Raw genomic sequence first — 24009 nt, 5'->3', positions numbered from 1 at the left:
AGCTTGTCTCGACCTCCCTCGCCGTGATCGTCGGCGCGGCGGCGGGCGGCAGCGCCGCCGCGATCCTGCTCTACGAATCGGCACTCGGCCTCGGCATGGCCTGCGGTCCGCTGCTCGGGGCCGTGCTCGGCGACGCCGGCTGGCGGTACCCGTTCTTCGGCACCGCGGCCCTGATGGCGGTCGGCTTCGTGTGCATCGCGGTGTTCCTGAAGGAACAGCCGACGCCTGCCCGCAAGACCTCGCTGCTCGACCCCGTCAGGGCCCTCGGGCACGGCAATCTGGCCTCGGCCGCCGCGTCCGCGTTCTTCTACAACTACGCGTTCTTCACGGTGTTGGCCTTCACCCCGTTCGTGCTGAACATGACGCCCTACCAGTCGGGCGCGGTGTTCTTCGCCTGGGGTGTGCTGCTGGCGGTCTTCTCGGTGCTGGTCGCGCCGCGGCTGCAGGAGCGGTTCGGGTCGCTGAAGGTGCTCGGCGGGTCCCTGCTGCTGCTCGCCGTCGACCTGCTGATCCTCGGCTACGGGAACCACACGGTCGCCGTGGTCGGCACCGTCGTCTCCGGCGCGTTCATCGGCGTGAACAACACCGTCTACACGGAGCTGGCGCTCGGCGTCTCCGATGCCCCGCGGCCGGTGGCGAGCGCCGGCTACAACTTCGTGCGCTGGTTCGCGGCGGCCGCCGCCCCGTTCCTCGCGCCGAAGATCGAGGAGTGGACCGACATCCGCATCCCGTTCGTCGTGGCCGCCGCGGCGGCCGTCGTCGGTGCGGGCATCGTCTGGGCGAGGCGCACCTCGCTCAGCCTCGAGGCGAAGGAACTGAAGCCCCGTCACGCCGCCGAGGACAGCGTGACCGTCTTCGCCAACTGACGTGGCCGGAAAGCCGGTTCAGTCGAGTGTCACGGACCTGCGCAGCGGATCGCGCAGGTCCGTCCCGTGCGTCAGCCACCGTTCCTGAAGCTCCGCCGCACCGTGCACCCGCTTCCAGGCGGCCTCGTTCGATGTCATGGGGAGCAGCGGCAGGAAGCGCACCGGGTCCATCGGATCGTCCAGCTCGAGATCCTCGACCAGGCCGCCCGGGTCCGCGACGAGCACCGAGCTGAACGGCGCCGAGGGCCACAGCGGCTCACCCACGTCGAGCGATGCCCCCGGGGCCACGATCACGCCTTCGACCTGCGGCGACGCTGCCAGTACGGCGAGCGGGCGCAGCACCTTGTCGGTGTCGGCGAGCCCCGTCCGCACGCTCAGGATCAGCTCCGCACGAGGCCCTTTGACCGGGTCGGCGAGGGTCGCGGTGGGATCGGTCATGGGGTGCGCCGACATCCCGAGCGTGGCGTAGCGGACGATCTCCTTGTCGCCGCCACGGTCCTGGAACCGCAGCACCTCGATGCGGTCCGTACCGAGAAACGTCACGGCGGCGCGAGCGTCCGGTTCGCCGAGCGCGCTGCGCAGCCGGGCGTCGACAAGAGCAAGAACGTCTTCCATGTCGCGAGCATAAAACGCGTAGGGAACGGGCAAACACAGGGATTGACCCGCAGTCGGCTGATAGTGTTGGCCGCTGGTCGGGACGGCACGCAGAAGCGCTGCCTTCGAGTCCCGACGACACGTCGTCCCTCACGGGGGACCGGCCGGAGGAGGTGAGGCTGCGGTGGATCGAAGTCGATCGTGCAGTACCAGCAGCTCTTCCGCACGGCACCGTTCCTTTCGCCGTTCCTGACACGGCGAACCGGGAATCGTGAGCTGAGGCCTCCCCGCACGGGCCCTACGGCATTTCGCACGACGGAAGAGCGCGAGCACTTCGTTTTTGCCTGTCTGTAGCGAACGCCGTCACCGCGACCACGCGGTGCCGCCCGCTTTGCGGACGTATGCCTCACGTCCCCATTCCGGGCTGTGCCACGCACCGCCGACGGCCTCTCCGTGAAGGAGCCAGCCATGTCGATGATCCGTGACCTGCGCGCAGCGGTCCGCCCCTCGCTGCGCAAGAGCAACGCCCCGTACAGCAGCTACGACCCGACCCGTGACCCCTCCGCCTCCAGCGCGGTGGTCGACTGCGCCGTCTACCGCGACGGCCGGCGTCTCGAGAGCAGCGCCTGCCTGACGCCCCACGAGGCGATGCTGCACGTGCGTGAGGAGGGCGGCTTCGCCTGGATCGGGCTTCACGAGCCGACGGAGGCCGAATTCGCCGGTATCGCCGCCGAATTCGGGCTCCACCCGCTGGCAGTGGAGGACGCGGTCCACGCCCACCAGCGGCCCAAGCTCGAGCGGTACGACGACACCCTGTTCACGGTCTTCAAGACCATCCACTACGTCGAGCACGCCGAATTGACGGCAACCAGCGAGGTCGTCGAGACCGGTGAGGTGATGTGCTTCACCGGCCGGGACTTCGTCATCACCGTGCGGCACGGCGGCAAGGGATCGCTGCGTGCGCTGCGGCACGGCCTGCAGAAGGACGCCGAGCTGCTCGCCAAGGGCCCCTCCGCGGTGCTGCACGCCATCGCCGACCATGTCGTCGACGGCTACATCGCGGTGGCCTCCGCCGTACAGGACGACATCGACGAGGTCGAGATCGACGTCTTCTCGGCACCCGCCAAGGGCAGCCCGCGCGGCAGCGACGCCGGGCGGATCTACCAGCTCAAGCGCGAGGTGCTGGAGTTCAAGCGGGCCGTCTCCCCGCTGCTGCGGCCGATGCAACTGCTGAGCGAGCGGCCGATGCGACTGGTCGACCCCGACATCCAGAAGTACTTCCGTGACGTCGCCGACCACCTCGCCCGCGTCCAGGAAGAGGTCATCGGCTTCGACGAGCTGCTGAACTCCATCCTGCAGGCCAACCTGGCGCAGGCGACCGTCGCGCAGAACGAGGACATGCGCAAGATCACGTCCTGGGCGGCGATCATCGCCGTGCCGACGGCCGTCTGCGGGATCTACGGCATGAACTTCGAGCACATGCCGGAGCTGCAGTGGAAGTACGGCTATCCGGCCGTGCTCACCGGCATCGCGGTCGTGTGTCTCGCGATCCACCGCACTCTCAAGCGCAACGGCTGGCTGTAAGGCGCTGGGCGAGTGCGGTCGCCAGTGCCGTGACCGGCAATGCTTGCCCGTAAGGGAGCGTCGTCCGGTGCTGGGGGCACCTCCCGTGCCCGGAGGGCCACGGGGGCAGAGCGTGCGTGCTGGGCGGCGCGACAGGGCAAAGATTGCCGGGAGGAGCACTAGGCTGCGCGTATGACATCCCATCTGCTCGACCAGGCGCTCGTCGAGGAGGCAACCAAGAAGTCCGGCCTCGTCTGGGTGCGCGGCGGCGGTCCGGCACGCGCCTTGTGGCATGTGTGGCACGAAGGCGCCGTGCACGTCGTCGGGGACGGCCCGGGCGAGCAGCCGCTGCCGGGGCTGGCCGACGGCGAACCGGCGGAGGTCACCGTCCGCAGCAAGGACAAGGGCGGCCGGCTGGTCGCCTGGGTCGCGACGGTGCGCGAACTGCCCCCGCGCTCGGTGGAATGGCATGCGGCCGTCGATGAGCTCAAGGGCAAGCGGCTGAACGCACCGGACGCCGAGGAGATGACGGAGCGCTGGGCGCGCGAGTGCCGGGTGCTGCGGCTCGAGCCACAGGAGACGGTCACCGAGTTGCCCGACGGCTCGCTGGCGGCGGCGCCGCTGCCGACGACGGCGACGACGCGCCGCCCGATGCCCGCGGCGCTGCCGAGGCTGCTGCTGAAGCGACGGGGTCGGCGCGGCTGACCGCTCGGGCCGGGCCTCTTTTCAGGCCGCTGAGAGACCGGCGCCTCGAACCGTCAGCCGGCCCATCGAACCGTCAGCCGCCCGATCCGGACGTCTTCGGGATCTGACGCCCGTAGTCGACCGTCTCCCCCTTCGCGGGCTCGGCCAGCGGGAAGTCCTTGTCCCAGTCCGCGAGCGTGAGCACCCCGGCCCCGCCGGCCCGGGCGAACTGCAGCGGAAACGGCTTGCCCTCGAGCGAGACGTCGAGGACCCCGCCCCGGCCGCCTTCGCCCGCGGTGACCTTGATCGTGCGCAGCCCGCCGACCTGTGTCCGGTCGCCCTTGCTGAGCTCGCCCTGCATCCCGAGCAGCCCGTCGAGCAGGACGTCCATGTCGGTGAAGCCGCGGAACTGCTTGTACGAGGGGTCGCCCTTGGGCACCTTCACGTACTTGTCGGCGAGTTTCTCCGCCGCGTCCATGTCCGACTTGCCGGGCTCCTCGTCGCCGCCGTCCGCGTGGCTCCAGAAACCGGCGTCGGCCTTGAGGAAGAGCGCGTCGTCGATCCGCAGCAGCTCGAAGGCGTTCTCCTTCGAGGTCAGCGAACCGGTGCCGCCGTCGTGCTTGAGGCGCATGTTCAGCTTGTATGTGCCGCCCTTGCTGACGAGCGTCCCCGACAGGCGCACCGAGGCCGCGGCGTCCGCCGCCGCACGCGCCTTGGTCTCGATCTCCTCCGCAGAGAGCTTCCCGATCCCGTTGGTCCCCGCGTCCGGGTCCTCGCCGCACGCCGTGAGCGTCACGGCCAGCCCGGCACACAGCACCGCCGAGAGCGCGACCCGGCGCACTCGGCCGGCCGGAGGGAGGGGAGTCACAAGCGCACTGCCTCTCATCTGTTGGGGGGATGGCAGTGCGCAGCGTACCCGTGCGGGGTGCACGGGTTCACAGGCAGCCGTACGGACGTCAGCCGGGGGCGGCCCGGAACGGTACCGGCTAGCCTGAACCCGTCGTAAGCATGCATTTTCCGGCAAAAGAGAGGGGCGAGCATGGTTGCAGGCGCCCCTCGGGTCTTCGTCTCGCACCTCGCGGGCGTGCCCGTCTTCGACCCCAACGGCGACCAGGTGGGACGCGTACGCGACCTGGTGGCGATGCTGCGGGTCGGGCGCCGTCCGCCGCGACTCCTGGGCCTCGTCGTCGAGGTGATCAGCCGCCGCAGGATCTTCCTGCCGATGACCCGCGTCACCGGCATCGAGTCGGGACAGGTCATCACCACCGGCGTGCTCAATGTCCGCCGCTTCGAACAGCGCCCGACCGAGCGGCTGGTGCTCGGCGAACTCCTCGACCGCCGCGTCCGCTTGGTGGAGAGCGGCGAGGAGGTCACCGTTCTCGACGTGGCCATCCAGCAGCTTCCCGCCCGCCGCGACTGGGAGATCGACAAGGTCTTCGTACGCAAGGGCAAGGGCGGCGCACTGCGCCGCAGGGGCGAGACGCTGACCCTGGAGTGGTCCGCAGTCACCGGATTCTCGCTCGAGGAACACGGGCAGGGCGCGGAGAGCCTCCTTGCCACCTTCGAGCAGCTGCGGCCGGCCGACCTGGCCAACGTGCTGCACCATCTCTCGCCGAAACGACGCGCCGAGGTGGCCGCGGCCCTCGACGACGACCGGCTCGCCGACGTGCTCGAGGAGCTCCCCGACGACGACCAGGTCGAGATCCTCGGCAAGCTCAAGGAGGAACGGGCGGCCGACGTCCTGGAGGCCATGGACCCCGACGACGCCGCCGACCTGCTGTCCGAGCTTCCGGAGGAGGACAAGGAGCGGCTGCTGGCGTTGATGCGGCCCGCCGACGCCGCCGACGTGCGACGGCTGCTGTCGTACGAGGAGCGCACGGCCGGCGGTCTGATGACCACCGAGCCGATCGTGCTGCGCCCCGACTCCACGGTGGCCGACGCCCTGGCCCGCGTACGCCAGCAGGACCTGTCCCCCGCGCTCGCCGCACAGGTGTACGTGTGCCGGCCGCCGGACGAGACCCCGACGGGGAAGTACCTCGGCACCGTGCACTTCCAGCGGCTGCTGCGGGACCCGCCGTTCACGCTGGTCAGCTCGATCGTGGACAGCGACCTGCCGCCGCTGTCGCCGGAGGCTCCGCTGCGGGCCGTCACCCAGCACCTCGCGGCGTACAACATGGTGGCGGCGCCCGTCGTCGACGAGAGCGGCTCCCTGCTCGGTGTCGTGACCGTCGATGACGTGCTGGACCACCTGCTCCCGGACGACTGGCGCGAGACGGAGTTCGAGGAGTCCGAGCATGGCTAGCGGGCGGGACCAGGGGCCGCCCGAACGGATCGAGCGGGACCGTATGCCGGCCGGGGCGAGCGCCGTCCCCAGGACACGGGCACGGCTCGACCTTCCACGGCCCCCGCGGCGCAGCCTGCTGCCCGACTACGACCCCGAAGCCTTCGGGCGGCTCTCGGAGAAGATCGCGCGTTTCCTGGGGACGGGCCGGTTTCTCGTCTGGATGACGCTGACGATCATCGCGTGGGTGGTCTGGAACGTCAGCGCGCCCTCTGATCTGCGCTTCGACGAGTACCCGTTCATCTTCCTGACCCTCGTGCTGTCCCTCCAGGCGTCGTACGCGGCGCCGCTGATCCTGCTGGCCCAGAACCGGCAGGACGACCGGGACCGGGTGAATCTCGAACAGGACCGCAAGCAGAACGAGCGGTCGATCGCGGACACCGAGTATCTGACCCGCGAGATCGCGGCGCTGCGGATGGGCCTCGGCGAGGTCGCCACCCGGGACTGGATCCGGTCGGAACTCCAGGACCTGGTCAGGGAGCTGGAGGAGCAGCGGGTGCCGCTCGCCCACGAGCGGACGGGTGGGAGTGACGAAGACGACCGCTGACGGGCTTTCCGAAGGCGGTGCGCAGCGCCGTACCATCTGCGTATGGCTACGGAAGACGCGGTGCTTGAGGCACTGGCGACGGTGAACGACCCCGAGATCAACCGACCGATCACTGAACTGGGCATGGTCAAGTCGGTCGACATCGGGGACGACGGCACGGTCGCCGTCACGGTGTACCTCACCGTCTCCGGCTGTCCCATGCGCGAGACGATCACCAAGAACGTGACTGAGGCGGTCGCCCGCGTCGACGGGGTCTCCCACGTCGCGGTCACCCTGGACGTGATGAGCGACGAGCAGCGCAAGGACCTCGCCGCGTCGCTGCGGGGCACCACCGCTGAGCGCGAGGTGCCGTTCGCCAAGCCGGGCTCGCTGACGCGGGTCTACGCGGTGGCCTCCGGCAAGGGCGGCGTGGGCAAGTCCTCCGTGACCGTGAACCTCGCTGCGGCGATGGCCGCGGACGGTCTGAAGGTCGGCGTCGTCGACGCGGACATCTACGGCCACAGCGTGCCGCGCATGCTGGGCGCGGACGGCCGTCCCACCCAGGTCGAGAACATGATCATGCCGCCGTCGGCGAACGGCGTGAAGGTGATCTCCATCGGCATGTTCACCCCGGGCAACGCGCCGGTGGTGTGGCGCGGTCCGATGCTCCACCGCGCGCTGCAGCAGTTCCTCGCGGACGTGTACTGGGGCGACCTGGACGTCCTGCTGCTCGACCTCCCGCCGGGCACGGGCGACATCGCGATCTCCGTCGCCCAGCTCGTCCCGAACGCGGAGATCCTCGTCGTCACGACCCCGCAGCAGGCGGCGGCCGAGGTCGCTGAGCGCGCCGGGTCGATCGCCGTTCAGACGCACCAGAAGATCGTGGGCGTCGTCGAGAACATGGCCGGCCTGCCGTGCCCGCACTGCGACGAGATGGTCGACGTCTTCGGCACGGGCGGCGGTCAGCGGGTCGCGGAGGGCCTGACGAAGACCACCGGCGCGACGGTGCCGGTGCTGGGCTCCATCCCGATCGACGTACGGCTGCGCGAGGGCGGCGACGAGGGCAAGCCGGTCGTCCTCACCGACCCGGACTCTCCGGCGGGCGCGGCGCTGCGGTCGATCGCCGGCAAGCTCGGCGGCCGCCGGCGCGGTCTCTCGGGCCTGTCCCTCGGCATCACGCCGCGCAACAAGTTCTGACACCGGAGGCGGCACCGGGCCGCCGTCCGGCGCCGCACACCGGGCACGACGAAGGGGTGCTGCTTTCGAGCAGCGCCCCTTCGTCGTGCGGCGGTGCTCCTCGGGCAGCATCGCCTTTCCCTGCGCGTCGTCGTGCCATGACCGGCAACGTCTGCCCGTAAAGGAGCGTCGTCCGGCGCTGGGGGCATCTCCCGTGCCCGCAGTCACACGGGGGAGAGCGTTCGTGCTGGGCGGCGTGACAGGGCAATGCTTGCCGGGAGGGGCACTAGCCTTCCGCGTAGGCCGTAGGGTTCGCCACGACCGCGAACCCCAAACCGTATGCGCTCATGCCGCGCCCGTACGCCCCGATGTGCACGCCCGATTTCGTCGTCCCCGCCAGGACCCATCCGAACTCGGACTCGCGGTAGTGGAACGGTGTCGGCACCCCGTCCACGGGCAGGGAGAGGGTCGACCACGCGGGGCCGGTCAGATCGTCGGCGAGCTCGAACGCGGTCTCCGTCTGCTGGTCCAGCCAGTCGTCGCGCAGCGAGTGGTCCAGTTTCTCCGGCCAGGTGTGGGCCAGCAGCCCCGATCCGGCCAGCCAGGCGGCAGAGGACACGGTGGTGGCGTCCAGTACGCCCGTGCCGTCGCCGCTACGTCTGAGAGGGCTGGCTGCGACGGTGACCACGATCGTGAAGCGTTCCTTCTCGGTGCCCGCCGTCTCGGACCGTATCGTCGGCTCGTCACCGTGACCGATCGCGCCGTGCTGGACCGTACCGTCCGCGGCGACGCCGACCTGCATCAGCCTGCGGGGGCCGGTGAAGGCCTCGTCCAGCGCGTACCAGGGGAAGGCGGCGTTCTGGAAACCCTCCGCCGTCCGCCGGGCAGCCGTGCCCCCCTGCGCCGTACGGGACCTGTAGCCGCTCTGGGCCTGCGAAGCGCCGTCCGCGTCCTGCTCCGTCACCCGGCTTGTCGTCGCCATGTAACCGGCCGCCTCCTCCGTCATTGACACCTGCAGCGGACCCGCCCCCCTCGGGCGTCCTCACTGCCGGACAGATGGAGAGAATAGCCACCCGGTCCCCGCCGCCCGGGATTGACAGTGCTCAGGTGGCGTCGGCGTCGAAGGGCGGGCGCTCGTCCCGAGCGGCCTTCTCGCCCTTCTTGAGCAGGTCGGGACCGCCTCCGGGGGAACCGTTCACCGCGGCGGGGACGGAACTCTCCGACACACCGGAGTGCTCCGATCCGTTGACGGCGTCGGCGACCTCGTTGATCTCCTTCTTGAGGTCGAAGCTGCTCCGCAGCTCCTTGAGTTCCTTGAGATCGTCGTTCTCCGCGAGCTGCTTGCGGATGAACGCCTTCGGGTTCAGATCCTCGAACTCGAAGTCCTTGAACTCGGGACCCAGCTCGTTGCGGATGTCGTCCTTCGCGCTCTCCGAGAACGCGCGGATCTTGCGGATGACGCGGGAGGCGTCCTGGATCACCTTGGGCAGCTTTTCCGGACCGAAGATGAGAACGGCGAGAACAATGAGCGCGATCAGCTCTAGTCCGCCTATGTCATTGAACACCTTGCTGCTCCTCGTGTTCTCTGTGTTCTCCGTGTCCGCTGCGGCCCGCAGGTCGGATGGGATCCGGGTCCGAGTCCGATCCACGGTACCTGGCGAAGTTGTCGGGCCGGTACTGTCCGTGCACCGCCGAGATGGTCATGAACTGTCCGCAGAACCGAGGACCAGGGTCACCGTCCGCTCGTCACCACCGCGCCTCAGCGTCAGTTCCAGGCGGTCCCCCGGGCGGTGGGCACGGATCTTGACGATCAACTCCTCGCCGCTGTGCACCCGCTTGCCGTCCACCTCCGTGATCACGTCACCCGGCTTGACGCCCGCTTTCACGGCCGGGCCGCCCGGGGTGACCGCAGGGGTGTCGTCCTGGCCCTTGTCGCCGACCCGCGCTCCGTCGCCGGTGAACTTCATGTCGAGGCTGACCCCGATCACCGGATGGGTGGCCTTGCCCGTGTTGATCAGTTCCTCGGCCACTCGCTTGCCCTGGTTGATGGGGATCGCGAAACCGAGCCCGATGGAGCCGGCCTGGCCGCCGTCGGGCCCCGCACCGGTGTCCGCGGCGCGGATGGCGCTGTTGATGCCGATGACCCGGGCCTCGGCGTCCACGAGCGGGCCGCCCGAGTTGCCGGGGTTTATCGGCGCGTCCGTCTGCAGGGCGTCGACGTAGCTGATGTCGCTGCCGTCGCCCTTCTCGCCGCCGGCCGTGATGGGGCGCTCCTTGGCGCTGATGATCCCCGAGGTGACCGTGTTCTGGAGGTCGAAGGGAGCACCGATGGCGACGACGGGATCGCCGACCTTGACGTTGTCGGAGTTGCCCAGCGGCAGCGGCTTGAGGCCGGAGACGCCACTGACCTTGACGACGGCGAGGTCGTAGCCGCTGTCCTTGCCGACCAGCGTGGCCTTGGCCGTCTCTCCGCCGCTGAAGGTGATCGAGATGTCCCCGTCCGTCCCGGCCGGGTCGACGACGTGGTTGTTGGTCAGGATGTGGCCCTGCTGGTCGAGCACGAAGCCGGTTCCGGTGCCCTGCTCGCCGGCGCCGCTGACATGGAGGGTGACGACGCTCGGCAGGGCACTGGCGGCGATGCCGGCGACGCTGTCGGGAGCGCGGGCGGCGCTTTCCGGCCCGGCCTGCGGGAGCTCGACCTGGGTGATGCCGCCGTTGCCTTCCACGTAGGCGCCTATGACTCCGCCTGCGCCGCCCGCGAGGAGAGCGATCACGACTGCGCCGATCAGCAGCGGGCCGCGACGGCGCTTGCGGGGAGCGGCCGGCTCGCCGTGCTGGGTGAGCGGCTGTCCGGGCGCGCTCCACGGGTCGTACTGCAGCCAGATGGAGGACAGAGGCTGTGGCCGCTCGGGGGCGGGAGCGGGGACGGGAGCGGGGACGGCCTGAGCGTGGGTCGGAGGCTGCTGGGGCGACGGGTGCGGCTGGGGGGACGGCGTGTGCTGCTGCTGTGGTTGGGCGTGCGGCTGCGGCTGGGCGTAGCCGCCCTGGACGCCAGGTGCCGGGTAGAGCGGCGGTACCGGCGTGCCATGGGCCGGTGTCGGCACGGGTCGCTGCACCGGGGGCGCGGGCGCCCAGGGGCCGGGGCCGCCGTACGGCGGAGTGCTGTAGGGATCGGGCTCGTGCAGCGGCTTCGGCCTCGGGGGCGCGGCGAGCGCCCCCGTCGCCGGTACGTCCGCCGACTGGGCCGTAACGGCCGAGGAATCCCCGGCAGGCGTGGCCGGTGCCCCGGCGCGGTCATCTGCCGCGGGGGTCGCGTCCTCGGGCGTGGGCGCGTCGACCGAGGAGGGCGGCGCGGACGCCTCAGCCGGGGAGGGTGCGCCGGCCGACCCGGACCCCTCAGCCTGGGAGGGTGCGCCGGCCGACCCTGGCGCCTCAGGCGACGCGGACACCTCGGGCGACGTACGCTCCTCGGGAGCGGCCTCCTGCCCTGAGGTTGCTCCGCGTCCCGTACTGGGACGGCTCCACCACTTCGCCTTGGGTCCGGTGGGCTTCCCGTCGTCCATGCTCTCCCCGCAAACTGCCGACCGCTGCGGCGCCCCCGCGGGGCGCCCGCTGAGATTCAACCAGGTTTGCGAATCCGTGCGCAGTGTCCTGGTCAGGTCCCGAACAGGGCCTCGTCAGCGCAGGGGCGACAGCGGCTGGGCGGGCCGCGTCGGGGTCGCCGGGGACGGGGGAACGGGATCGACCGTCGGTCCGACCTCAGGGGCGGCCGCCAGCTGGAATACCGACCCAGTCGGCCGTATCGACGGCGTCATCGAGGAAGCGTGCGTCAACGGCGACACCCCCAGCGGACGGTTCAGCATCTGGCCGGCCGGCTCACCCGGGACAGCGGCGACGACCGGCCCGGAAGCGGGCCTGGTCTGGCCGCTTCCACCACCGCGCCGACGGTCGCCGTCCGTGCCGCGGACGGATGCGGCACCGCCACCGGTTCCTGTGTTCACGCCGGTCGTGGCCGTGGCCGTGGTGGGGGTCGCGGTGCGCAGCGGGGTCACCTTGTTCCCGCCGCCCTGACCGCGCGAAGCCGAGTCCGGTGACACGTCCAGGGGCACTGCTCCGCCGAGGGCGATCGCGGCGAACGACACGGCGCTGGCCGCCGCGAAGGCGAACCGCCTGCCGCGCCAAGGCGAGCGCTCAGCCTCCGCGCGGCCCACCTCGTGGATCCGGAATCCGCTCCCCCCACCCGGCAGGACGGCGGCGTGCGCGCCGCCGGGGACGTACCCGAACATCTCCCTGCGGGGATCGGCGGGTCTTCCCGCCGAGGGGTTCAGTCCTCCGAACACCCCGCCTGCGAGACGCCCTCCGCCGAAGGGGCCCGGCTCGTCGTCGTCTCCCGCTCCCGGCCCCGCGGGAAGGCCTTGGAGCCGCGCGAGCAGCCCTTCGGAGAGAGGCGGCGGCGCGGATTGCGCGAAAACGTTCTTGAGGCGTCGCTGGGCGTCGGCCTCGGCCTTGCAGCGGGGACAGGTCGCCAGGTGGGCCAGCACCCTGTCCCTGGCGTCGTGCTCGAGCTCGCCATCGACGAGCGCGGCGAGCCGGTCCCCCAGGTGCTGTTCCGCAGGGGTCGGACTGGTGCCGTTCACGCCGGTCCGCCCTCCCCCGCAAGACCGACGGCGCCGGCGAGCGAGCGCTGCTGCTCCGCCCGGGCCTCCGGAGAGCGGTGCTGAAGAGCCTTGCGCAGATGGGAGCGGCCGCGGTGGATCCGGCTGCGGACGGTGCCGAGCTTCACGCCGAGGGTCGCGGCGATCTCCTCGTACGACAGACCCTCGATGTCACAGAGCACGACGGCGGCGCGGAATTCGGGCGCGAGGGTGTCCAGCGCCTGCTGGACGTCCGCGTCGAAGTGGCTGTCGTTGAAAACCTGCTGCGGCGAGGGCTCGCGGCTGGGCAGCCGCTCGGCCGCGTCGTCGCCGAGCGCGTCGAAACGGATGCGCTGCTTGCGACGGACCATGTCCAGGAAGAGATTCGTGGTGATCCGGTGCAGCCAGCCCTCGAAAGTGCCGGGGGTGTACGTCGACAGTGAACGGAACACACGGACGAAGACCTCCTGGGTGAGGTCCTCGGCATCGTGCTGATTACCCGTCAGGCGGTACGCCAGGCGGTAGACCCGTGCGCTGTGGGTGCTGACGATCTCCTCCCAGGTGGGAGGAGTCCACGCCTGCGATTCCGCATCCGATGCGAAGGTCGCGGTGGTGACGGAGTCGGAGGGCACAGAACGGTCAGCAGTGTTGGTCACGGATTTCGGCTCACCCACCGATCTGAGAAGACGCCGGAGCACTCCTCCCCGATCCGCAGGTGCAGCCGCACCTCCCCTGTCGGCTCTGGTGGTGGTGTCCAGCGGAGCCCCTACCATAGCCACCTCGCCCGTTAGCTCCGGATAAGAATCTTTACGTGGATTTGGGTCCGGCTTCCGACCGCGACCCGTGTGCTTCCCACCTGCCCTGAACAACGACCGGTCCCATCTGCGGGTTCCCGGGCGCAGCGGATACAGTCAGCGTCGCGCCAACTACGGGGACAGGAGAGGGTCATTACCGCCAACCGGCAGACGAGCTGGGCGTTCGCCGACGCCTTTGTCGCCGAGGACGACGCTCTGCGCTGGGCCCGGGACCGGGCCCGGGAGTCAGGGCTGACCTCGGTGTCTCCAGGCACCGGCGCCGCGCTGCGACTGCTGGCGGCCACCGCCGATGCGAAGTCGGTAGCCGAGATCGGGACCGGTACGGGAGTCTCCGGGGTCTATCTGCTGGAGGGCATGCGCCCGGACGGCGTGCTGACGACCGTCGATCCGGAGCCGGAGCGCCAGCAGTTCGCGAAGGAGGCCTTCCGCGCGGCGGGCTTCGCCGCGAACCGGGCACGCTTCATCCCGGGGCGGGCGCTCGACGTCCTGCCGCGGCTGGCGGACGGCGGCTACGACCTCGTGTTCTGCGACGGCGACCGGACCGAGTCGCTGGACTATCTCGCTGAATCGTTGCGCCTGCTGCGGCCTGGGGGGCTCGTCTGCTTCGAGGGCGTCTTCGCGGAGGGCCGTACGGTCGACTCTGCGGCGCAGCCGGCGGAGGTACTGCGGCTGCGGGAGCTGCTGAGGGCGGTCCGGGAGAGCCACGAGCTGCTGCCGACTCTGCTGCCCGTCGGGGACGGTCTCCTCTGCGCGGTCCGCCGCGCCTGACCCGCCCGGGCCGCGTCCCTGAGGCACGCGGCCGCTGCGCGGATTGTTCCTCCCCCGCCCCTCGCCGAACCGGGCTCCGCCCGAAGCCGTTGCCGGGTGCGGCGCGCCCCCGTCAGGGAAACGCACTGCCCCGGCGCGCTTGCGCGGGCCGGGGCAGTGGAGAATCAGGACGCGTCAGCCGACGACCTTCTTCAGGGCGTCACCGAGTGCATCGGCTTCGTCCGGAGTCAGTTCGACGACAAGACGACCGCCGCCTTCGAGCGGAACGCGCATGACGATGCCCCGCCCCTCCTTGGTCACCTCGAGCGGGCCGTCGCCCGTCCGCGGCTTCATGGCCGCCATGCTCGTTCCCCTTCCTGAAACCAGCTCATCGCAGCCGGCGGCCCCGTGAGAGGTGCTGTGTCACCGGCATCGAACACATTGCTTCCAGGCCATTATCCCGCATGGCGGGACCCAAAGACCAACATCAGTCGGCATCGCTTACGCAACGCGCTCTCGCAAAACCACTCAATTCGGCGATCCGCCTGCGATACTTCGCCGCCGCCCGCACGGCACCCGGCGAAGATTGTTAGACGCAGGTCACATGTCCACCTCCGGCGATCTCCGCCATGCTGGCTTCGACACTGCCGTCAGAACGACAAAAGGGGACCCGCCATGGCCGACTCCGTGCTGTACGACGTGAACGACGGACTCGCGACGATCACGATCAACCGGCCCGAGGCCATGAACGCGATGAACGTCGACGCGAAGGTCGCCCTGCGCGACGCCGCCCTGGCCGCTGCCGCGGACAGTGCCGTGCGTGCGGTGCTGCTCACCGCGACGGGCAAGGCGTTCTGCGTGGGTCAGGACCTCAAAGAGCACGTGTCGCTGCTCGCGTCGGCCGGCGACTCGGGCGACGGCAACGTCATGAGCACCGTCCGGGAGCACTACAACCCGATCGTCCGGACCCTGACCGAGATGCCGAAGCCCGTCGTGGCGGGAGTCAACGGCGTGGCCGCGGGCGCCGGTCTCGGGTTCGCGCTGGCCGCCGACTACCGGGTCGTCGCCGACAACGCCAAGTTCACGACGTCCTTCGCGGGCGTGGCGCTCACCGCTGACTCCGGGGTGTCATGGACGCTCCCGCGGCTCATCGGCCGGAGCCGCGCCGCCGACCTGCTGCTCTTCCCGCGTTCGTTCTCCGCACAGGAGGCGTACGAGTGGGGCATCGCGAACAGGCTCGTCCCGGAGGACGAGCTGGCCGCGGAGGCCGCCGCGGTGGCCCGCGCCCTGGCCGACGGGCCCACGGTCGCCTACGCCGCGCTCAAGGAGTCGCTGGCGTACGGCGCGGACCGTTCGCTGAGCGAGGCGCTCGACAAGGAGGAGGAGCTGCAGGCGAAGGCGGGCGCGTCGGAGGACCACGCGATCGCGGTGCAGGCATTCCTGGCCAAGGAGGCTCCGAAGTACCTCGGCCGCTGAGGTCCTAGCGGGCGCCGCCGCGCGCGACGCAGTCGGCAAGGTGGTCGTCGACGATGCCGCACGCCTGCATCAGGGCGTACGCCGTCGTCGGGCCCACGAAGCGCAGACCGCGCTTCTTGAGCTCTTTGGCCAGGGCCGTGGACTCGTCGGTGACGGCCGGGACGTCGCCGATCGTGCGGGGCGCTGGGCGCCGCGCGGCATCGGGGGCGTACGACCAGATCAGAGTGTCCAGGTCCCCGGAGGGCCAGTCGGCGAGTACGCGCGCGTTGGCGAGGGTCGCCCGGATCTTGGCGCGGTTGCGGATGATGCCTGGGTCGGCGAGGAGGCGCTCCTCGTCGGCGGCGGTGAACGCGGCGACCGAGGCGATCTTGAAGCCGTCGAAAGCGCTGCGGAACCCTTCCCTGCGGCGCAGGATCGTGATCCAGGAGAGGCCGGACTGGAAGGCCTCCAGGCAGAGCCTTTCGAACAGGGCGTCGTCGCCGTGGACCGGCCGACCCCACTCCTCGTCGTGATAGGCCACGTAGTCGACGGTGGACAGGCCCCAGGGACAGCGCAGCCTGCCGTCCGGGCCCGGCACGGCGGCGCCGGTCGGGGTGGTCACCTGTCCGGCTCCTCTCCGGGCTTGGTGAACATGTCGGGCTTGCCCACCGCGGTGGCCTGCGCCCCGGCCAGCGCCGACTCCAACTCGGCGATGCGCGCGTCCCGCTCGGCGATTTCCGCGCCGAGGCGGCCGAGTACGTCGTCCACGTCGTCCATGCGGTAGCCCCGCACGCCCACGGGGAGCCGGAGCGCGTCGATGTCGGCGCGGCCGACGGGCCGGTCCGCCGGCAGCGGGTCCACCAGCTGCTCGGGCGCCGCTTCGGGCAGGGCCGCGCTGTCGCTCCCGCCGACCACGGCGAGCGCGACCGCCGCGACGACCACGACCATCGCGATCAGCAAGAACCAGAACACGAGCGACCCTCTCCCCGAACTTCCCGTACGTCCTCGGGGAACTTACCCGAGCGGGAAACTCTCCCGACGCTGATCGTGCCACGGGACAGTGACAGTTAGGGTCGCAGGCGAACGAGCTGAGGAGGAAACAGCGGATGCTGCGGCTGGGACGGCGTGAGTTCGACGCGCACGAGCCGGTGATCATGGCCATCGTGAACCGGACGCCCGACTCCTTCTACGACCAGGGTGCGACGTTCCGCGACGAGCCCGCGCTCTCCAGGGTCGAGCAGGCGGTGGCCGAGGGCGCCGCCATCATCGACATCGGCGGGGTGAAGGCCGGCCCCGGCGAGGAGGTGACCGCCGAGGAGGAGGCGCGTCGCACGGTCGGTTTTGTCGCCGAGGTGCGGCGGCGCCACCCGGACGTGGTGATCAGCGTCGACACCTGGCGCCACGACGTGGGCGCAGCGGTCTGCGAGGCGGGCGCCGATGTGCTGAACGACGCGTGGGGCGGTGTCGACCCGAAGCTGGCGGAGGTCGCCGCTCGGTACGGGGCGGGGCTCGTGTGCACGCACGCGGGCGGCGCCGAGCCCCGTACACGTCCGCACCGGGCGGTGTACGACGACGTGATGGCGGACATTCTGCGGGTGACGCTCGGGCTCGCGGAGCGGGCCGTCGGGCTGGGCGTACGCCGGGACGGGATCATGATCGATCCCGGTCACGACTTCGGCAAGAACACCCGGCACAGCCTGGAGGCCACCCGCCGGCTCGGTGAGATGACCGGGACGGGCTGGCCGGTGCTGGTCTCGCTGTCCAACAAGGACTTCGTCGGCGAGACGCTCGACAAGCCGGTCAAGGAGCGGGTGGTGGGCACGCTCGCGACGACCGCCGTGTCCGCCTGGCTGGGCGCGCAGGTCTACCGCGTGCACGAGGTGGCGGAGACGAAGCAGGTGTTGGACATGGTGGCGGCGATCGCGGGCCACCGTGCGCCGGCCGTCGCCCGCCGGGGCCTTGTCTGACGCGAGGCCCGGCGCGTGAGCCGACGCGCAACCCGAACGGCAGTGCCGGGAACGGGCCCCGGGCGCGTCCGGGGCCCGGGCGCCCGCAGGTTATCTGCCCGTCTCCTTGGTGACCATGGCCACCGCCTCCTCCACGTCGTCGGTGACGTGGAACAGCAGCAGATCACGCTCCGACGCCTTGCCCTGGGCGACCACGGTGTCGCGCAGCCAGTCGACCAGGCCGCTCCAGTACTCGGTCCCGAAGAGCACGATCGGGAAGCGCGTCACCTTGCGGGTCTGGACGAGTGTGAGCGCCTCGAACAGCTCGTCCAGGGTGCCCAGTCCGCCGGGCAGGACGACGAAGCCCTGCGCGTACTTCACGAACATCGTCTTGCGGACGAAGAAGTAGCGGAAGTTGACCCCGATGTCGACATGCGGGTTGATGCCCTGTTCGAAGGGCAGCTCGATACCGAGGCCGACGGAGATGCCCTTGGCCTCGCGCGCTCCTCGGTTGGCCGCTTCCATGGCCCCGGGGCCGCCGCCCGTGATCACCGCGAAGCCGGCGTCGACCAGGGCCCGGCCGAGCCGTACGCCGATCTCGTACTCGGGTGTGCCGGCCGGGGTGCGGGCGGAGCCGAAGACGCTGATCGCGCTCGGCAGTTCGGCGAGCGCGCCGAATCCCTCGACGAACTCCGACTGGATGCGCATGACCCGCCAGGGGTCGGTGTGCACCCACTGGGAGTCGCCTTCGGTGTCGAGCAGCCGCTGATCGGTGGTGGTCGGCTGCATCTGTTCCCTGCGGCGCAGTACCGGTCCCAGCCGCTGCTCCTCCAGCGCCCGCAATCCCTCGGGGTTGCTCATGACCTGCTCCCTCCGCCGAACATCATTTGCTTTGGGTCAGGGTAGGTCGGCGAACGTTACCAAGGGCGAAATCGGGGCGATCTGCCGGTGTCAGGAAGTGAGCCAGTCGCGCAGGCGCTCCTCGCAGTGCGTGATCTTCCAGGCGGCGACGTGCTCGTCCCGCTTGTGGGCGAAGAGCGCGTCGCCCGGCCCGTAATTGACCGCGGGCACTCCGAGTGCGCTGAAGCGCGAGACGTCCGTCCAGCCGAACTTGGGGTGTGCGGCTCCGCCGACGGCCTCCATGAAGGCGGCAGCGGCTGGGTGCGAGAGGCCGGGCAGCGCCCCGCCGGTGTGGTCGTCCACCACGATCTCGCTCACACCGCAGTCCGCGAACACCTCACGGACATGCGCCTCGGCCTCGGCCATGCTGCGGTCCGGGGCGTAGCGGTAGTTGACCACCACAGTGCAGGCGTCGGGGATGACATTCGTGGCCACACCGCCCTCGATGCCGACGGCGTTGAGGCCCTCGCGGTACTCCAGCCCGTCGATGACAGGCCGGCGCGGCTCGTACGCGGCAAGGCGGGCCAGGATCGGGCCCGCGGCGTGAATGGCGTTGGACCCCATCCAACTGCGCGCGGAGTGTGCCCGCTCCCCCTCCGTACGGAGGTGCACCCGCAGCGTGCCCTGGCAGCCGCCCTCGACCTGGGCGTCGGAGGGCTCCAGCAGGACGGCGAAGTCGCCCTCCAGCCAGTCGGGGTGGGCCTCGGCCACATGTCCCAGACCGTTGAGGTGTGCGGCCACTTCTTCGTTGTCGTAGAAGACGAAGGTGAGGTCGCGATTGGGCTCGGGAACGGTCGCCGCGATACGCAGCTGGACGGCGACCCCCGACTTCATGTCACTGGTGCCACAACCCCACAGGATGCCGTTCTCGTCGAGCCGTGACGGCACGTTGTCGGCGATCGGAACGGTGTCGATGTGCCCCGCCAGGACGACCCGCTCGGCCCGGCCGAGGTGCGTCCGGGCGACGACGTTGTTGCCGTGCCGGTCGACGACGAGGTGCGGCAGCGCGCGCAGCGCCTCCTCGATGGCGTCGGCGAGCGGCTTCTCGTCACCGCTGACCGACCGGAAGTCGACCAGGGCGGCGGTCAGGGCGGGGGCGTCGAGGGTGAGGTCAAGAGCGGTCTCAGGCATGTCTGAGACCTTACGACCTCCCATCCGGCCCCTGCGCGGGCTCCAGTACGGTGGGCAGGTGTCCGAGACCGCCTCACCCGTCCGGCGCGGCCGCTCCTTGCGCTTCGCGGCCGCGTTCCTCGTGCTGCTGGCCCTCGTCGGTTACGTCGTGGTGCAGTACGTCACCGGGGGCGGAGCGCCGCGCTGCACCGTACGTACGGCAGAGGGCGACGGCCCGTCCTACGAGCTCACGGCCGAGCAGGCGGGGAACGCCGCGACGATCTCAGCGGTCGGCACGACGCGCGGCATGCCCGAGCGGGCGGTCACGATCGCGCTGGCGACGGCGCTCCAGGAGTCGGCTCTGCGCAACATCGAGCACGGCGACCGGGACTCCCTCGGCCTGTTCCAGCAGCGCCCGTCCCAGGGGTGGGGCACGCCCGAGCAGATCCTCGACCCGGTCTACGCCTCCGGGAAGTTCTACGACCATCTCGCCGAGGTGCCCGGTTACTCGCGGCTGCCGCTGACCGTCGCCGCGCAGCGCGTCCAGCGCAGCGGCTTCCCCCAGGCGTACGCCAAGCACGAGCCGGACGCCACGCTGCTGGCGGCGGCCCTCACCGGCCGGGCCTCCGCGACCCTGATTTGCGGGACCAAGGACGGCGGGGGTCAGGGCGGCGATCCGGCGCAGGTGCGGGCCGAGCTGGCGCGGTCGTTCGGGCCCGGGATACTGCCCAAGGACCGAAGCGGTCGCGGCCGTGGGGTGGACGCGGATGCCCGCGAGGTGTCCGTCCCGGTCCAGTCGACCGCAGGCGTGGGCGAGGCGGGGACCGGCAGCCCCGGCGGGCAGGGCGGTGGTCGCGATGACGACGGCGCCAGGCGCGGCTGGGAGCTGGCGCACTGGGCCGTCGCACGGGCGGACGAACTGCGCATCGCGGAGGTCTCGTTCGGGGGCCGGGTGTGGAGCGCCGGGAAGTCGGACGAGGGCTGGCGTTCATCCGGTACCGCCGAACGCGGCACCGAGAACGTCCGCATACGTATCGCTCAGTAGTCCGAACCTCCCCTCGAACGAGGCAGTCCGGTCGGCTCGGCACACACCTCTTCACCTGCGGGGGGAGACCCTTCTCCGCAGGACTCCGAATCCCTTGGGACCAGCGGGAAGTGACGGTTCGGCAGAGGGCTGCGCAATGCAGTGTTTGCCCGTTTTTATCCGAGGCTGATAATGCGACGCATTACCAACTCTTTACCTCGTCGCACCGCAACTTCTCCCCGCCTCCCCCCGGTTGTCAGGACGTCCAACCCCGGACACGCACCATTCCGAACGTCCTCTCGTCTCAAGGAGCATCATGTCCCTCCCCCTGACCCGTCGGATCGCCCGTGCCGCGCTGCTCATCGCGGCGGGAGCAGCTCCCGTGGTCGGTGCGGCCGGCTCCGCAGGCGCCGTGGAACTCCCGCAGTCGCCGGTCGGCGGCCTCTCGGCCCTCGACACGGACAACGTCAGCGGCACGGTCGACGGCGTCTCGAAGGAGACCACCAAGGTGGCCGGCCAGGTCGGTGGAAAGACGGCACAGAAGGCCGCCCCCGTCGCGACCAAGCCGGTCGGCACGGCGGCCAAGTCGGCGGCTCCTGTCGCCAAGAAGGTCGGCGGCGACACTGCCGGGCAGGCGGGCGGCCTGGTCGGCGGCGCGACCAAGGGCGGTCTGCCGACCGACTCGCTGACGGGCGGCGGCCTGCCCACCAGCTCCCTCGGCGGCATGCCGCTCGGCGGCTGACGGAACGGCGGCTGACGCACGGTGCCGCGCGGTCGAAGGGCCCCGGGAGTCTCTGCTCCCGGGGCCCTTCCCCGTCCCGTGGCGTCGTGGTGTCCCGCGGCGCCCGTGGCGTCGTGGTGTCCCGCGGCGCCGCAACCACGCCGTGGTGCGGTCCCGCCCTCGCCGTGGCGCCAGTGCGCCCTGGTGCCCGCGATCTCGCCCGGGTGCCCTGCCGCCGGCCGTGCGTCGGGCCTGCCGGGCTCGGCGCCCTGAGTGGCTCAGCCGAGGCGCTTGACCGCCGCCGCGACCCGCTCGTCGGTCGCCGTGAACGCCACCCGTACGAAACGCTCGCCGGCCTCCCCGTAGAAGTCACCGGGCGCGACCAGGATGCCGAGCTCCGCCAGGTACGCGACCGTGTCCCAGCACGGTTCGTCGCGGGTGACCCACAGGTAGAGGCTGGCCTCGCTGTGCTCGATCCGGAAGCCGTGCCCCTCGAGGGCGGAGCGCAGGGCCGTGCGCCGGGCCGCGTACCTGGCGCGCTGCTCGGTGACGTGCGCGTCGTCGCCGAGCGCGGCGACCGTGGCGGCCTGGACGGGCGCGGGCGCCATCATCCCGCCGTGCTTGCGGATCCGCAGCAGCTCGCCCAGCACGTCCGCGTCGCCCGCGATGAACGCGGCGCGGTAGCCGGCCAGGTTGGACCGCTTGGAGAGCGAGTGGACAGCCACCACACCCTCGTAGGTGCCGCCGCAGACGTCCGGGTGCAGGACGGAGACGGGCTCCGCCTCCCAGCCGAGCTCCAGGTAGCACTCGTCGCTGAAGACCAGCACGTCGTTCGCGCGCGCCCAGGCGACGATCCGCGTCAGTTCGTCCTTGTCCAGCACGCGGCCGGTCGGGTTCGAGGGCGAGTTGAGCCAGAGCAGCCGCAGCCCCGCCGGGTCGAGCTCCGTGGGGTCGTCGTAGACCACCGGGGTCGCGCCGCAGAGCCGCGCCCCCACCTCGTACGTCGGGTAGGCGAGCCGCGGGTGGGCGATCTTGTCTGCCGCGCCCAGGCCGAGCTGCGTCGGCAGCCAGGCGACCAGTTCCTTGGAGCCGACGACGGGCAGGACATTGGTGTGCGCCACGCCCGCCGCCCCGAGCCGGCGCTCGACCCACGAGGCGAGCGCGTCGCGCAGCGCGGGCGTGCCCCAGACCGTCGGGTAGCCGGGCGAGTCGGCGGCGCCGACGAGAGCCTTCTGGATGAGTTCGGGAACGGGATCGACCGGGGTGCCCACCGAAAGGTCCACGATGCCGTCGGGGTGGGCCGCGGCCGTCGCCTTGTAGGGCTCGAGCCTGTCCCAGGGGAAGACGGGGAGTCGTGAGGAGACTGCGGGCACGGCGGCGCTCACTTTCGGTACGGGGCGTCGACGCCGGCGCGCCAAACGCCGCGGTCCCGTACGGACGACGAACCGTACGGGACCGGGGACATGCGGTTCTGATCAGCCGTTCTGCGGCGGCAGGGCGGCGATGAAGGGATGGTCGCGCTCGATCAGGCCGAGCTTGGAGGCGCCACCGGGCGAACCGAGCTCGTCGAAGAACTCGACGTTCGCCTTGTAGTAGTCCTTCCACTCCTCCGGGGTGTCATCCTCGTAGAAGATGGCCTCGACCGGGCAGACCGGCTCACAAGCACCACAGTCGACGCATTCGTCCGGGTGGATGTACAAGGACCGGGAGCCCTCGTAGATGCAGTCGACGGGGCACTCCTCAATGCACGCCTTGTCCTTGACGTCGACACAAGGCTGCGCGATGACGTAGGTCACGCTGTCGTTCCTCCTCGGTAAGGGCTGGCTTGCGCGGGAGCGCGGCGTCGTCGATGCCCGCCCCTAGTATCTCCGTTCTTGGCGACGAACCGAACAGGAGGGGCTCTCACAGCTGTGGAATTCACTGCGGGCGGACGACTCGAGGTCCGTATAACACCTGATGACGTGGGCAAACGTGTCTCCGTCCGGTGCTTGAGCGACGCTGAAGCACCGGTCGCGAAGTTCACCGACACCGTTGGTGTTCTCACATCATGGAACACCGGTGTGCTGCTGATCACACGTCGGACAGGCGAGAGTGTCCGCATTCCGGAATCGTCCCTGGTCGCGGGCAAGGTCGTACCGGCGGCGCCCGCCCGGCGCAGGGGTCCCGCGGCGGACTTCGCCGAGCTCGTTCGGGTCACGGCACGTGCCTGGCAGCCGCTGGAGCGCGAGCGGCTCGGCGACTGGGAGCTGCGGGCCGCGGGCGGGTTCACCCGGCGCGCCAATTCCGTGCTGCCGCTCGGCGATCCCGGCCTGCCGATCGACGCCGCGCTCGCCCGGGTGACGGACTGGTACGCGGGTCGCGGTCTGCCGGCGTACATCCAGACGGCGACCGGCGCGGCAGGCACGCAAGAGGCGCTGTGCACGGAGCTCGAGGCGCGGGGCTGGCAGCGCGAGGTCACGGCGCAGGTACAGGTCGGGGGGCTGGCGGCGGTCGGCGACCTGGACGCCGACGTCTCCCGTGTCCAGCTCTCCCGCTCCGTCGAGGAGCCATGGCTACGGCGCTACCAGCGGTTCGGTGTGCCCGGACCACATGTGCTCCAGGTCCTGCGCAGCGGCCCTTCGGTGTGGTTCGCGACCGTGCCCGGAACCGGTGAGGTCCCCGCGGCCATCGGCCGCTGTGTGGTCGACGGACGCTGGGCGGGTTTCATGGCCGTGGAGGTGGACCCGGCGCTCCGGCGCCAGGGCCTCGCGACGGCCGTCATGGCCGCCCTGGCTCGCCGGGCACTCGACGAGGGCGCCTCGGCGGCCTGGCTGCAGGTGGAGTCCGACAACGACGGCGGGCGTGCCCTGTACGAAGCGATGGGCTTCGGCGTCCACCACCACTACCACCACTACCGGACGCTGTAGG

General features: G+C 70.9%; 25 protein-coding genes and 1 pseudogene. 12 read left to right on the top strand and 14 right to left on the bottom strand.

All coding sequences use genetic code 11. The annotated features are described in order from the left end of the window. Window positions 1-5: 5 nt before the first annotated feature. Window positions 6-866 (top strand): annotated as a pseudogene (locus ACIQ7Q_RS03165) (MFS transporter); the annotation flags it as partial. 18 nt (window positions 867-884) lie between these two features. On the opposite strand, the gene ACIQ7Q_RS03160 reads toward ACIQ7Q_RS03165, so the two are convergent. Then, the gene (locus ACIQ7Q_RS03160; protein WP_403855677.1) at window positions 885-1481 is read right to left on the bottom strand and encodes a suppressor of fused domain protein; all 597 of its coding nucleotides are present in this window, start codon (window positions 1479-1481) and stop codon (window positions 885-887) included. A 447-nt stretch (window positions 1482-1928) separates the two neighbouring features. On the opposite strand from ACIQ7Q_RS03160, the gene ACIQ7Q_RS03155 reads away from it, so the two are divergent. Beyond that, window positions 1929-3044, top strand: a complete 1116-nt coding sequence (locus tag ACIQ7Q_RS03155; protein ID WP_403855675.1) for a magnesium and cobalt transport protein CorA — start codon at window positions 1929-1931, stop codon at window positions 3042-3044. A 171-nt stretch (window positions 3045-3215) separates the two neighbouring features. Beyond that, window positions 3216-3728, top strand: coding sequence for a hypothetical protein (locus ACIQ7Q_RS03150; protein WP_403855673.1), 513 nt, complete (start codon window positions 3216-3218; stop codon window positions 3726-3728). 73 nt (window positions 3729-3801) lie between these two features. Here ACIQ7Q_RS03150 and ACIQ7Q_RS03145 read toward each other — a convergent pair whose 3' ends face one another. Continuing rightward, the gene (locus ACIQ7Q_RS03145) at window positions 3802-4575 is read right to left on the bottom strand and encodes a hypothetical protein (RefSeq protein ID WP_403855672.1); all 774 of its coding nucleotides are present in this window, start codon (window positions 4573-4575) and stop codon (window positions 3802-3804) included. Between the two features lie 171 nt (window positions 4576-4746). On the opposite strand from ACIQ7Q_RS03145, the gene ACIQ7Q_RS03140 reads away from it, so the two are divergent. Genes ACIQ7Q_RS03140 through ACIQ7Q_RS03130 form a run of 3 tightly spaced genes read left to right on the top strand, consistent with a single transcriptional unit; the run spans window position 4747 to window position 7771 of the window. Further along, window positions 4747-6009, top strand: a complete 1263-nt coding sequence (locus ACIQ7Q_RS03140; protein WP_403855670.1) for a magnesium transporter MgtE N-terminal domain-containing protein — start codon at window positions 4747-4749, stop codon at window positions 6007-6009. After that, window positions 6002-6595 carry a DUF1003 domain-containing protein gene (locus tag ACIQ7Q_RS03135; protein ID WP_403855668.1) on the top strand — a complete coding sequence of 198 codons (594 nt, stop codon included), beginning with the start codon at window positions 6002-6004 and terminating at the stop codon, window positions 6593-6595. Before ACIQ7Q_RS03140 ends, ACIQ7Q_RS03135 begins: the two co-directional genes overlap by 8 nt. 42 nt (window positions 6596-6637) lie before the next feature. After that, a complete protein-coding gene (locus tag ACIQ7Q_RS03130; protein WP_403855666.1) occupies window positions 6638-7771 on the top strand; it encodes an Mrp/NBP35 family ATP-binding protein in 1134 nt (377 codons plus the stop codon). Window positions 7772-8036: 265 nt separating this feature from the next. On the opposite strand, the gene ACIQ7Q_RS03125 is transcribed toward ACIQ7Q_RS03130, so the two are convergent. From ACIQ7Q_RS03125 to sigE, 5 genes are all read right to left on the bottom strand, one after another. Continuing rightward, window positions 8037-8732, bottom strand: a complete 696-nt coding sequence (locus tag ACIQ7Q_RS03125; protein ID WP_403855664.1) for a hypothetical protein — start codon at window positions 8730-8732, stop codon at window positions 8037-8039. Window positions 8733-8853: 121 nt separating this feature from the next. Then, window positions 8854-9315 (bottom strand): sec-independent translocase, encoded by a 462-nt coding sequence (locus ACIQ7Q_RS03120; protein WP_403855662.1) that lies wholly within the window; start codon window positions 9313-9315, stop codon window positions 8854-8856. Between the two features lie 135 nt (window positions 9316-9450). Beyond that, complete coding sequence (locus ACIQ7Q_RS03115) at window positions 9451-11313, bottom strand: trypsin-like peptidase domain-containing protein (RefSeq protein ID WP_403855660.1); 1863 nt, start codon at window positions 11311-11313, stop codon at window positions 9451-9453. A 114-nt stretch (window positions 11314-11427) separates the two neighbouring features. Next, window positions 11428-12387, bottom strand: a complete 960-nt coding sequence (locus ACIQ7Q_RS03110) for an anti-sigma factor family protein (RefSeq protein WP_403855658.1) — start codon at window positions 12385-12387, stop codon at window positions 11428-11430. Continuing rightward, window positions 12384-13157 (bottom strand): RNA polymerase sigma factor SigE, encoded by a 774-nt coding sequence (sigE, locus tag ACIQ7Q_RS03105; protein WP_403855656.1) that lies wholly within the window; start codon window positions 13155-13157, stop codon window positions 12384-12386. The genes ACIQ7Q_RS03110 and sigE overlap by 4 nt, the downstream gene beginning before the upstream one ends. A gap of 132 nt (window positions 13158-13289) precedes the next feature. On the opposite strand from sigE, the gene ACIQ7Q_RS03100 reads away from it, so the two are divergent. Next, entirely contained in the window at window positions 13290-13967 is a 678-nt protein-coding gene (locus ACIQ7Q_RS03100) for an O-methyltransferase (protein ID WP_403856411.1), read from the top strand. Window positions 13968-14141: 174 nt separating this feature from the next. On the opposite strand, the gene ACIQ7Q_RS03095 is transcribed toward ACIQ7Q_RS03100, so the two are convergent. Then, a complete protein-coding gene (locus ACIQ7Q_RS03095; RefSeq protein WP_003966491.1) occupies window positions 14142-14309 on the bottom strand; it encodes a DUF3117 domain-containing protein in 168 nt (55 codons plus the stop codon). 312 nt (window positions 14310-14621) lie between these two features. Here ACIQ7Q_RS03095 and ACIQ7Q_RS03090 point away from each other — a divergent pair, with 312 nt between their 5' ends. Then, window positions 14622-15422 carry an enoyl-CoA hydratase/isomerase family protein gene (locus ACIQ7Q_RS03090; protein ID WP_403855654.1) on the top strand — a complete coding sequence of 267 codons (801 nt, stop codon included), beginning with the start codon at window positions 14622-14624 and terminating at the stop codon, window positions 15420-15422. Window positions 15423-15426: 4 nt separating this feature from the next. Here the strand turns inward: ACIQ7Q_RS03090 and ACIQ7Q_RS03085 are convergent, their stop codons facing one another. Both ACIQ7Q_RS03085 and ACIQ7Q_RS03080 read right to left on the bottom strand, forming a co-directional pair. Beyond that, window positions 15427-16023 carry a DNA-3-methyladenine glycosylase I gene (locus tag ACIQ7Q_RS03085; protein ID WP_403855652.1) on the bottom strand — a complete coding sequence of 199 codons (597 nt, stop codon included), beginning with the start codon at window positions 16021-16023 and terminating at the stop codon, window positions 15427-15429. Next, entirely contained in the window at window positions 16020-16373 is a 354-nt protein-coding gene (locus tag ACIQ7Q_RS03080; RefSeq protein ID WP_403855650.1) for a hypothetical protein, read from the bottom strand. The genes ACIQ7Q_RS03085 and ACIQ7Q_RS03080 overlap by 4 nt, the downstream gene beginning before the upstream one ends. A gap of 134 nt (window positions 16374-16507) precedes the next feature. Between ACIQ7Q_RS03080 and folP the strand changes: the two genes are divergently transcribed. Beyond that, on the top strand, window positions 16508-17368 hold the full coding sequence (gene folP, locus ACIQ7Q_RS03075; protein ID WP_403855648.1) for a dihydropteroate synthase: 861 nt from the start codon (window positions 16508-16510) through the stop codon (window positions 17366-17368). Between the two features lie 90 nt (window positions 17369-17458). Here the strand turns inward: folP and ACIQ7Q_RS03070 are convergent, their stop codons facing one another. Both ACIQ7Q_RS03070 and dapE read right to left on the bottom strand, forming a co-directional pair. Next, window positions 17459-18208 (bottom strand): TIGR00730 family Rossman fold protein, encoded by a 750-nt coding sequence (locus tag ACIQ7Q_RS03070; RefSeq protein ID WP_403855646.1) that lies wholly within the window; start codon window positions 18206-18208, stop codon window positions 17459-17461. A gap of 90 nt (window positions 18209-18298) precedes the next feature. Next, window positions 18299-19378: a succinyl-diaminopimelate desuccinylase gene (gene dapE, locus ACIQ7Q_RS03065; RefSeq protein ID WP_403855644.1), complete on the bottom strand. Its 1080-nt coding sequence runs from the start codon at window positions 19376-19378 to the stop codon at window positions 18299-18301. A 58-nt stretch (window positions 19379-19436) separates the two neighbouring features. Here dapE and ACIQ7Q_RS03060 point away from each other — a divergent pair, with 58 nt between their 5' ends. Together ACIQ7Q_RS03060 and ACIQ7Q_RS03055 are read left to right on the top strand one after the other, a co-directional pair. Next, on the top strand, window positions 19437-20402 hold the full coding sequence (locus ACIQ7Q_RS03060) for a hypothetical protein (protein ID WP_403855642.1): 966 nt from the start codon (window positions 19437-19439) through the stop codon (window positions 20400-20402). Between the two features lie 295 nt (window positions 20403-20697). Next, the gene (locus tag ACIQ7Q_RS03055) at window positions 20698-21123 is read left to right on the top strand and encodes an ATP-binding protein (RefSeq protein WP_403855640.1); all 426 of its coding nucleotides are present in this window, start codon (window positions 20698-20700) and stop codon (window positions 21121-21123) included. A 257-nt stretch (window positions 21124-21380) separates the two neighbouring features. Here ACIQ7Q_RS03055 and dapC read toward each other — a convergent pair whose 3' ends face one another. Further along, window positions 21381-22475: a succinyldiaminopimelate transaminase gene (gene dapC / locus ACIQ7Q_RS03050; protein WP_403855638.1), complete on the bottom strand. Its 1095-nt coding sequence runs from the start codon at window positions 22473-22475 to the stop codon at window positions 21381-21383. Between the two features lie 102 nt (window positions 22476-22577). Further along, on the bottom strand, window positions 22578-22898 hold the full coding sequence (gene fdxA / locus ACIQ7Q_RS03045; protein WP_003985062.1) for a ferredoxin: 321 nt from the start codon (window positions 22896-22898) through the stop codon (window positions 22578-22580). Window positions 22899-23012: 114 nt separating this feature from the next. On the opposite strand from fdxA, the gene ACIQ7Q_RS03040 reads away from it, so the two are divergent. Beyond that, window positions 23013-24008 (top strand): GNAT family N-acetyltransferase, encoded by a 996-nt coding sequence (locus ACIQ7Q_RS03040; protein ID WP_403855636.1) that lies wholly within the window; start codon window positions 23013-23015, stop codon window positions 24006-24008. The last annotated feature ends 1 nt before the right edge of the window (window position 24009 follow it).

The organism is Streptomyces sp. NPDC096176 (genome assembly GCF_044763255.1).
Lineage (GTDB): Bacteria > Actinomycetota > Actinomycetes > Streptomycetales > Streptomycetaceae > Streptomyces.
This window is presented reverse-complemented; position numbering and strand designations above follow the sequence as displayed.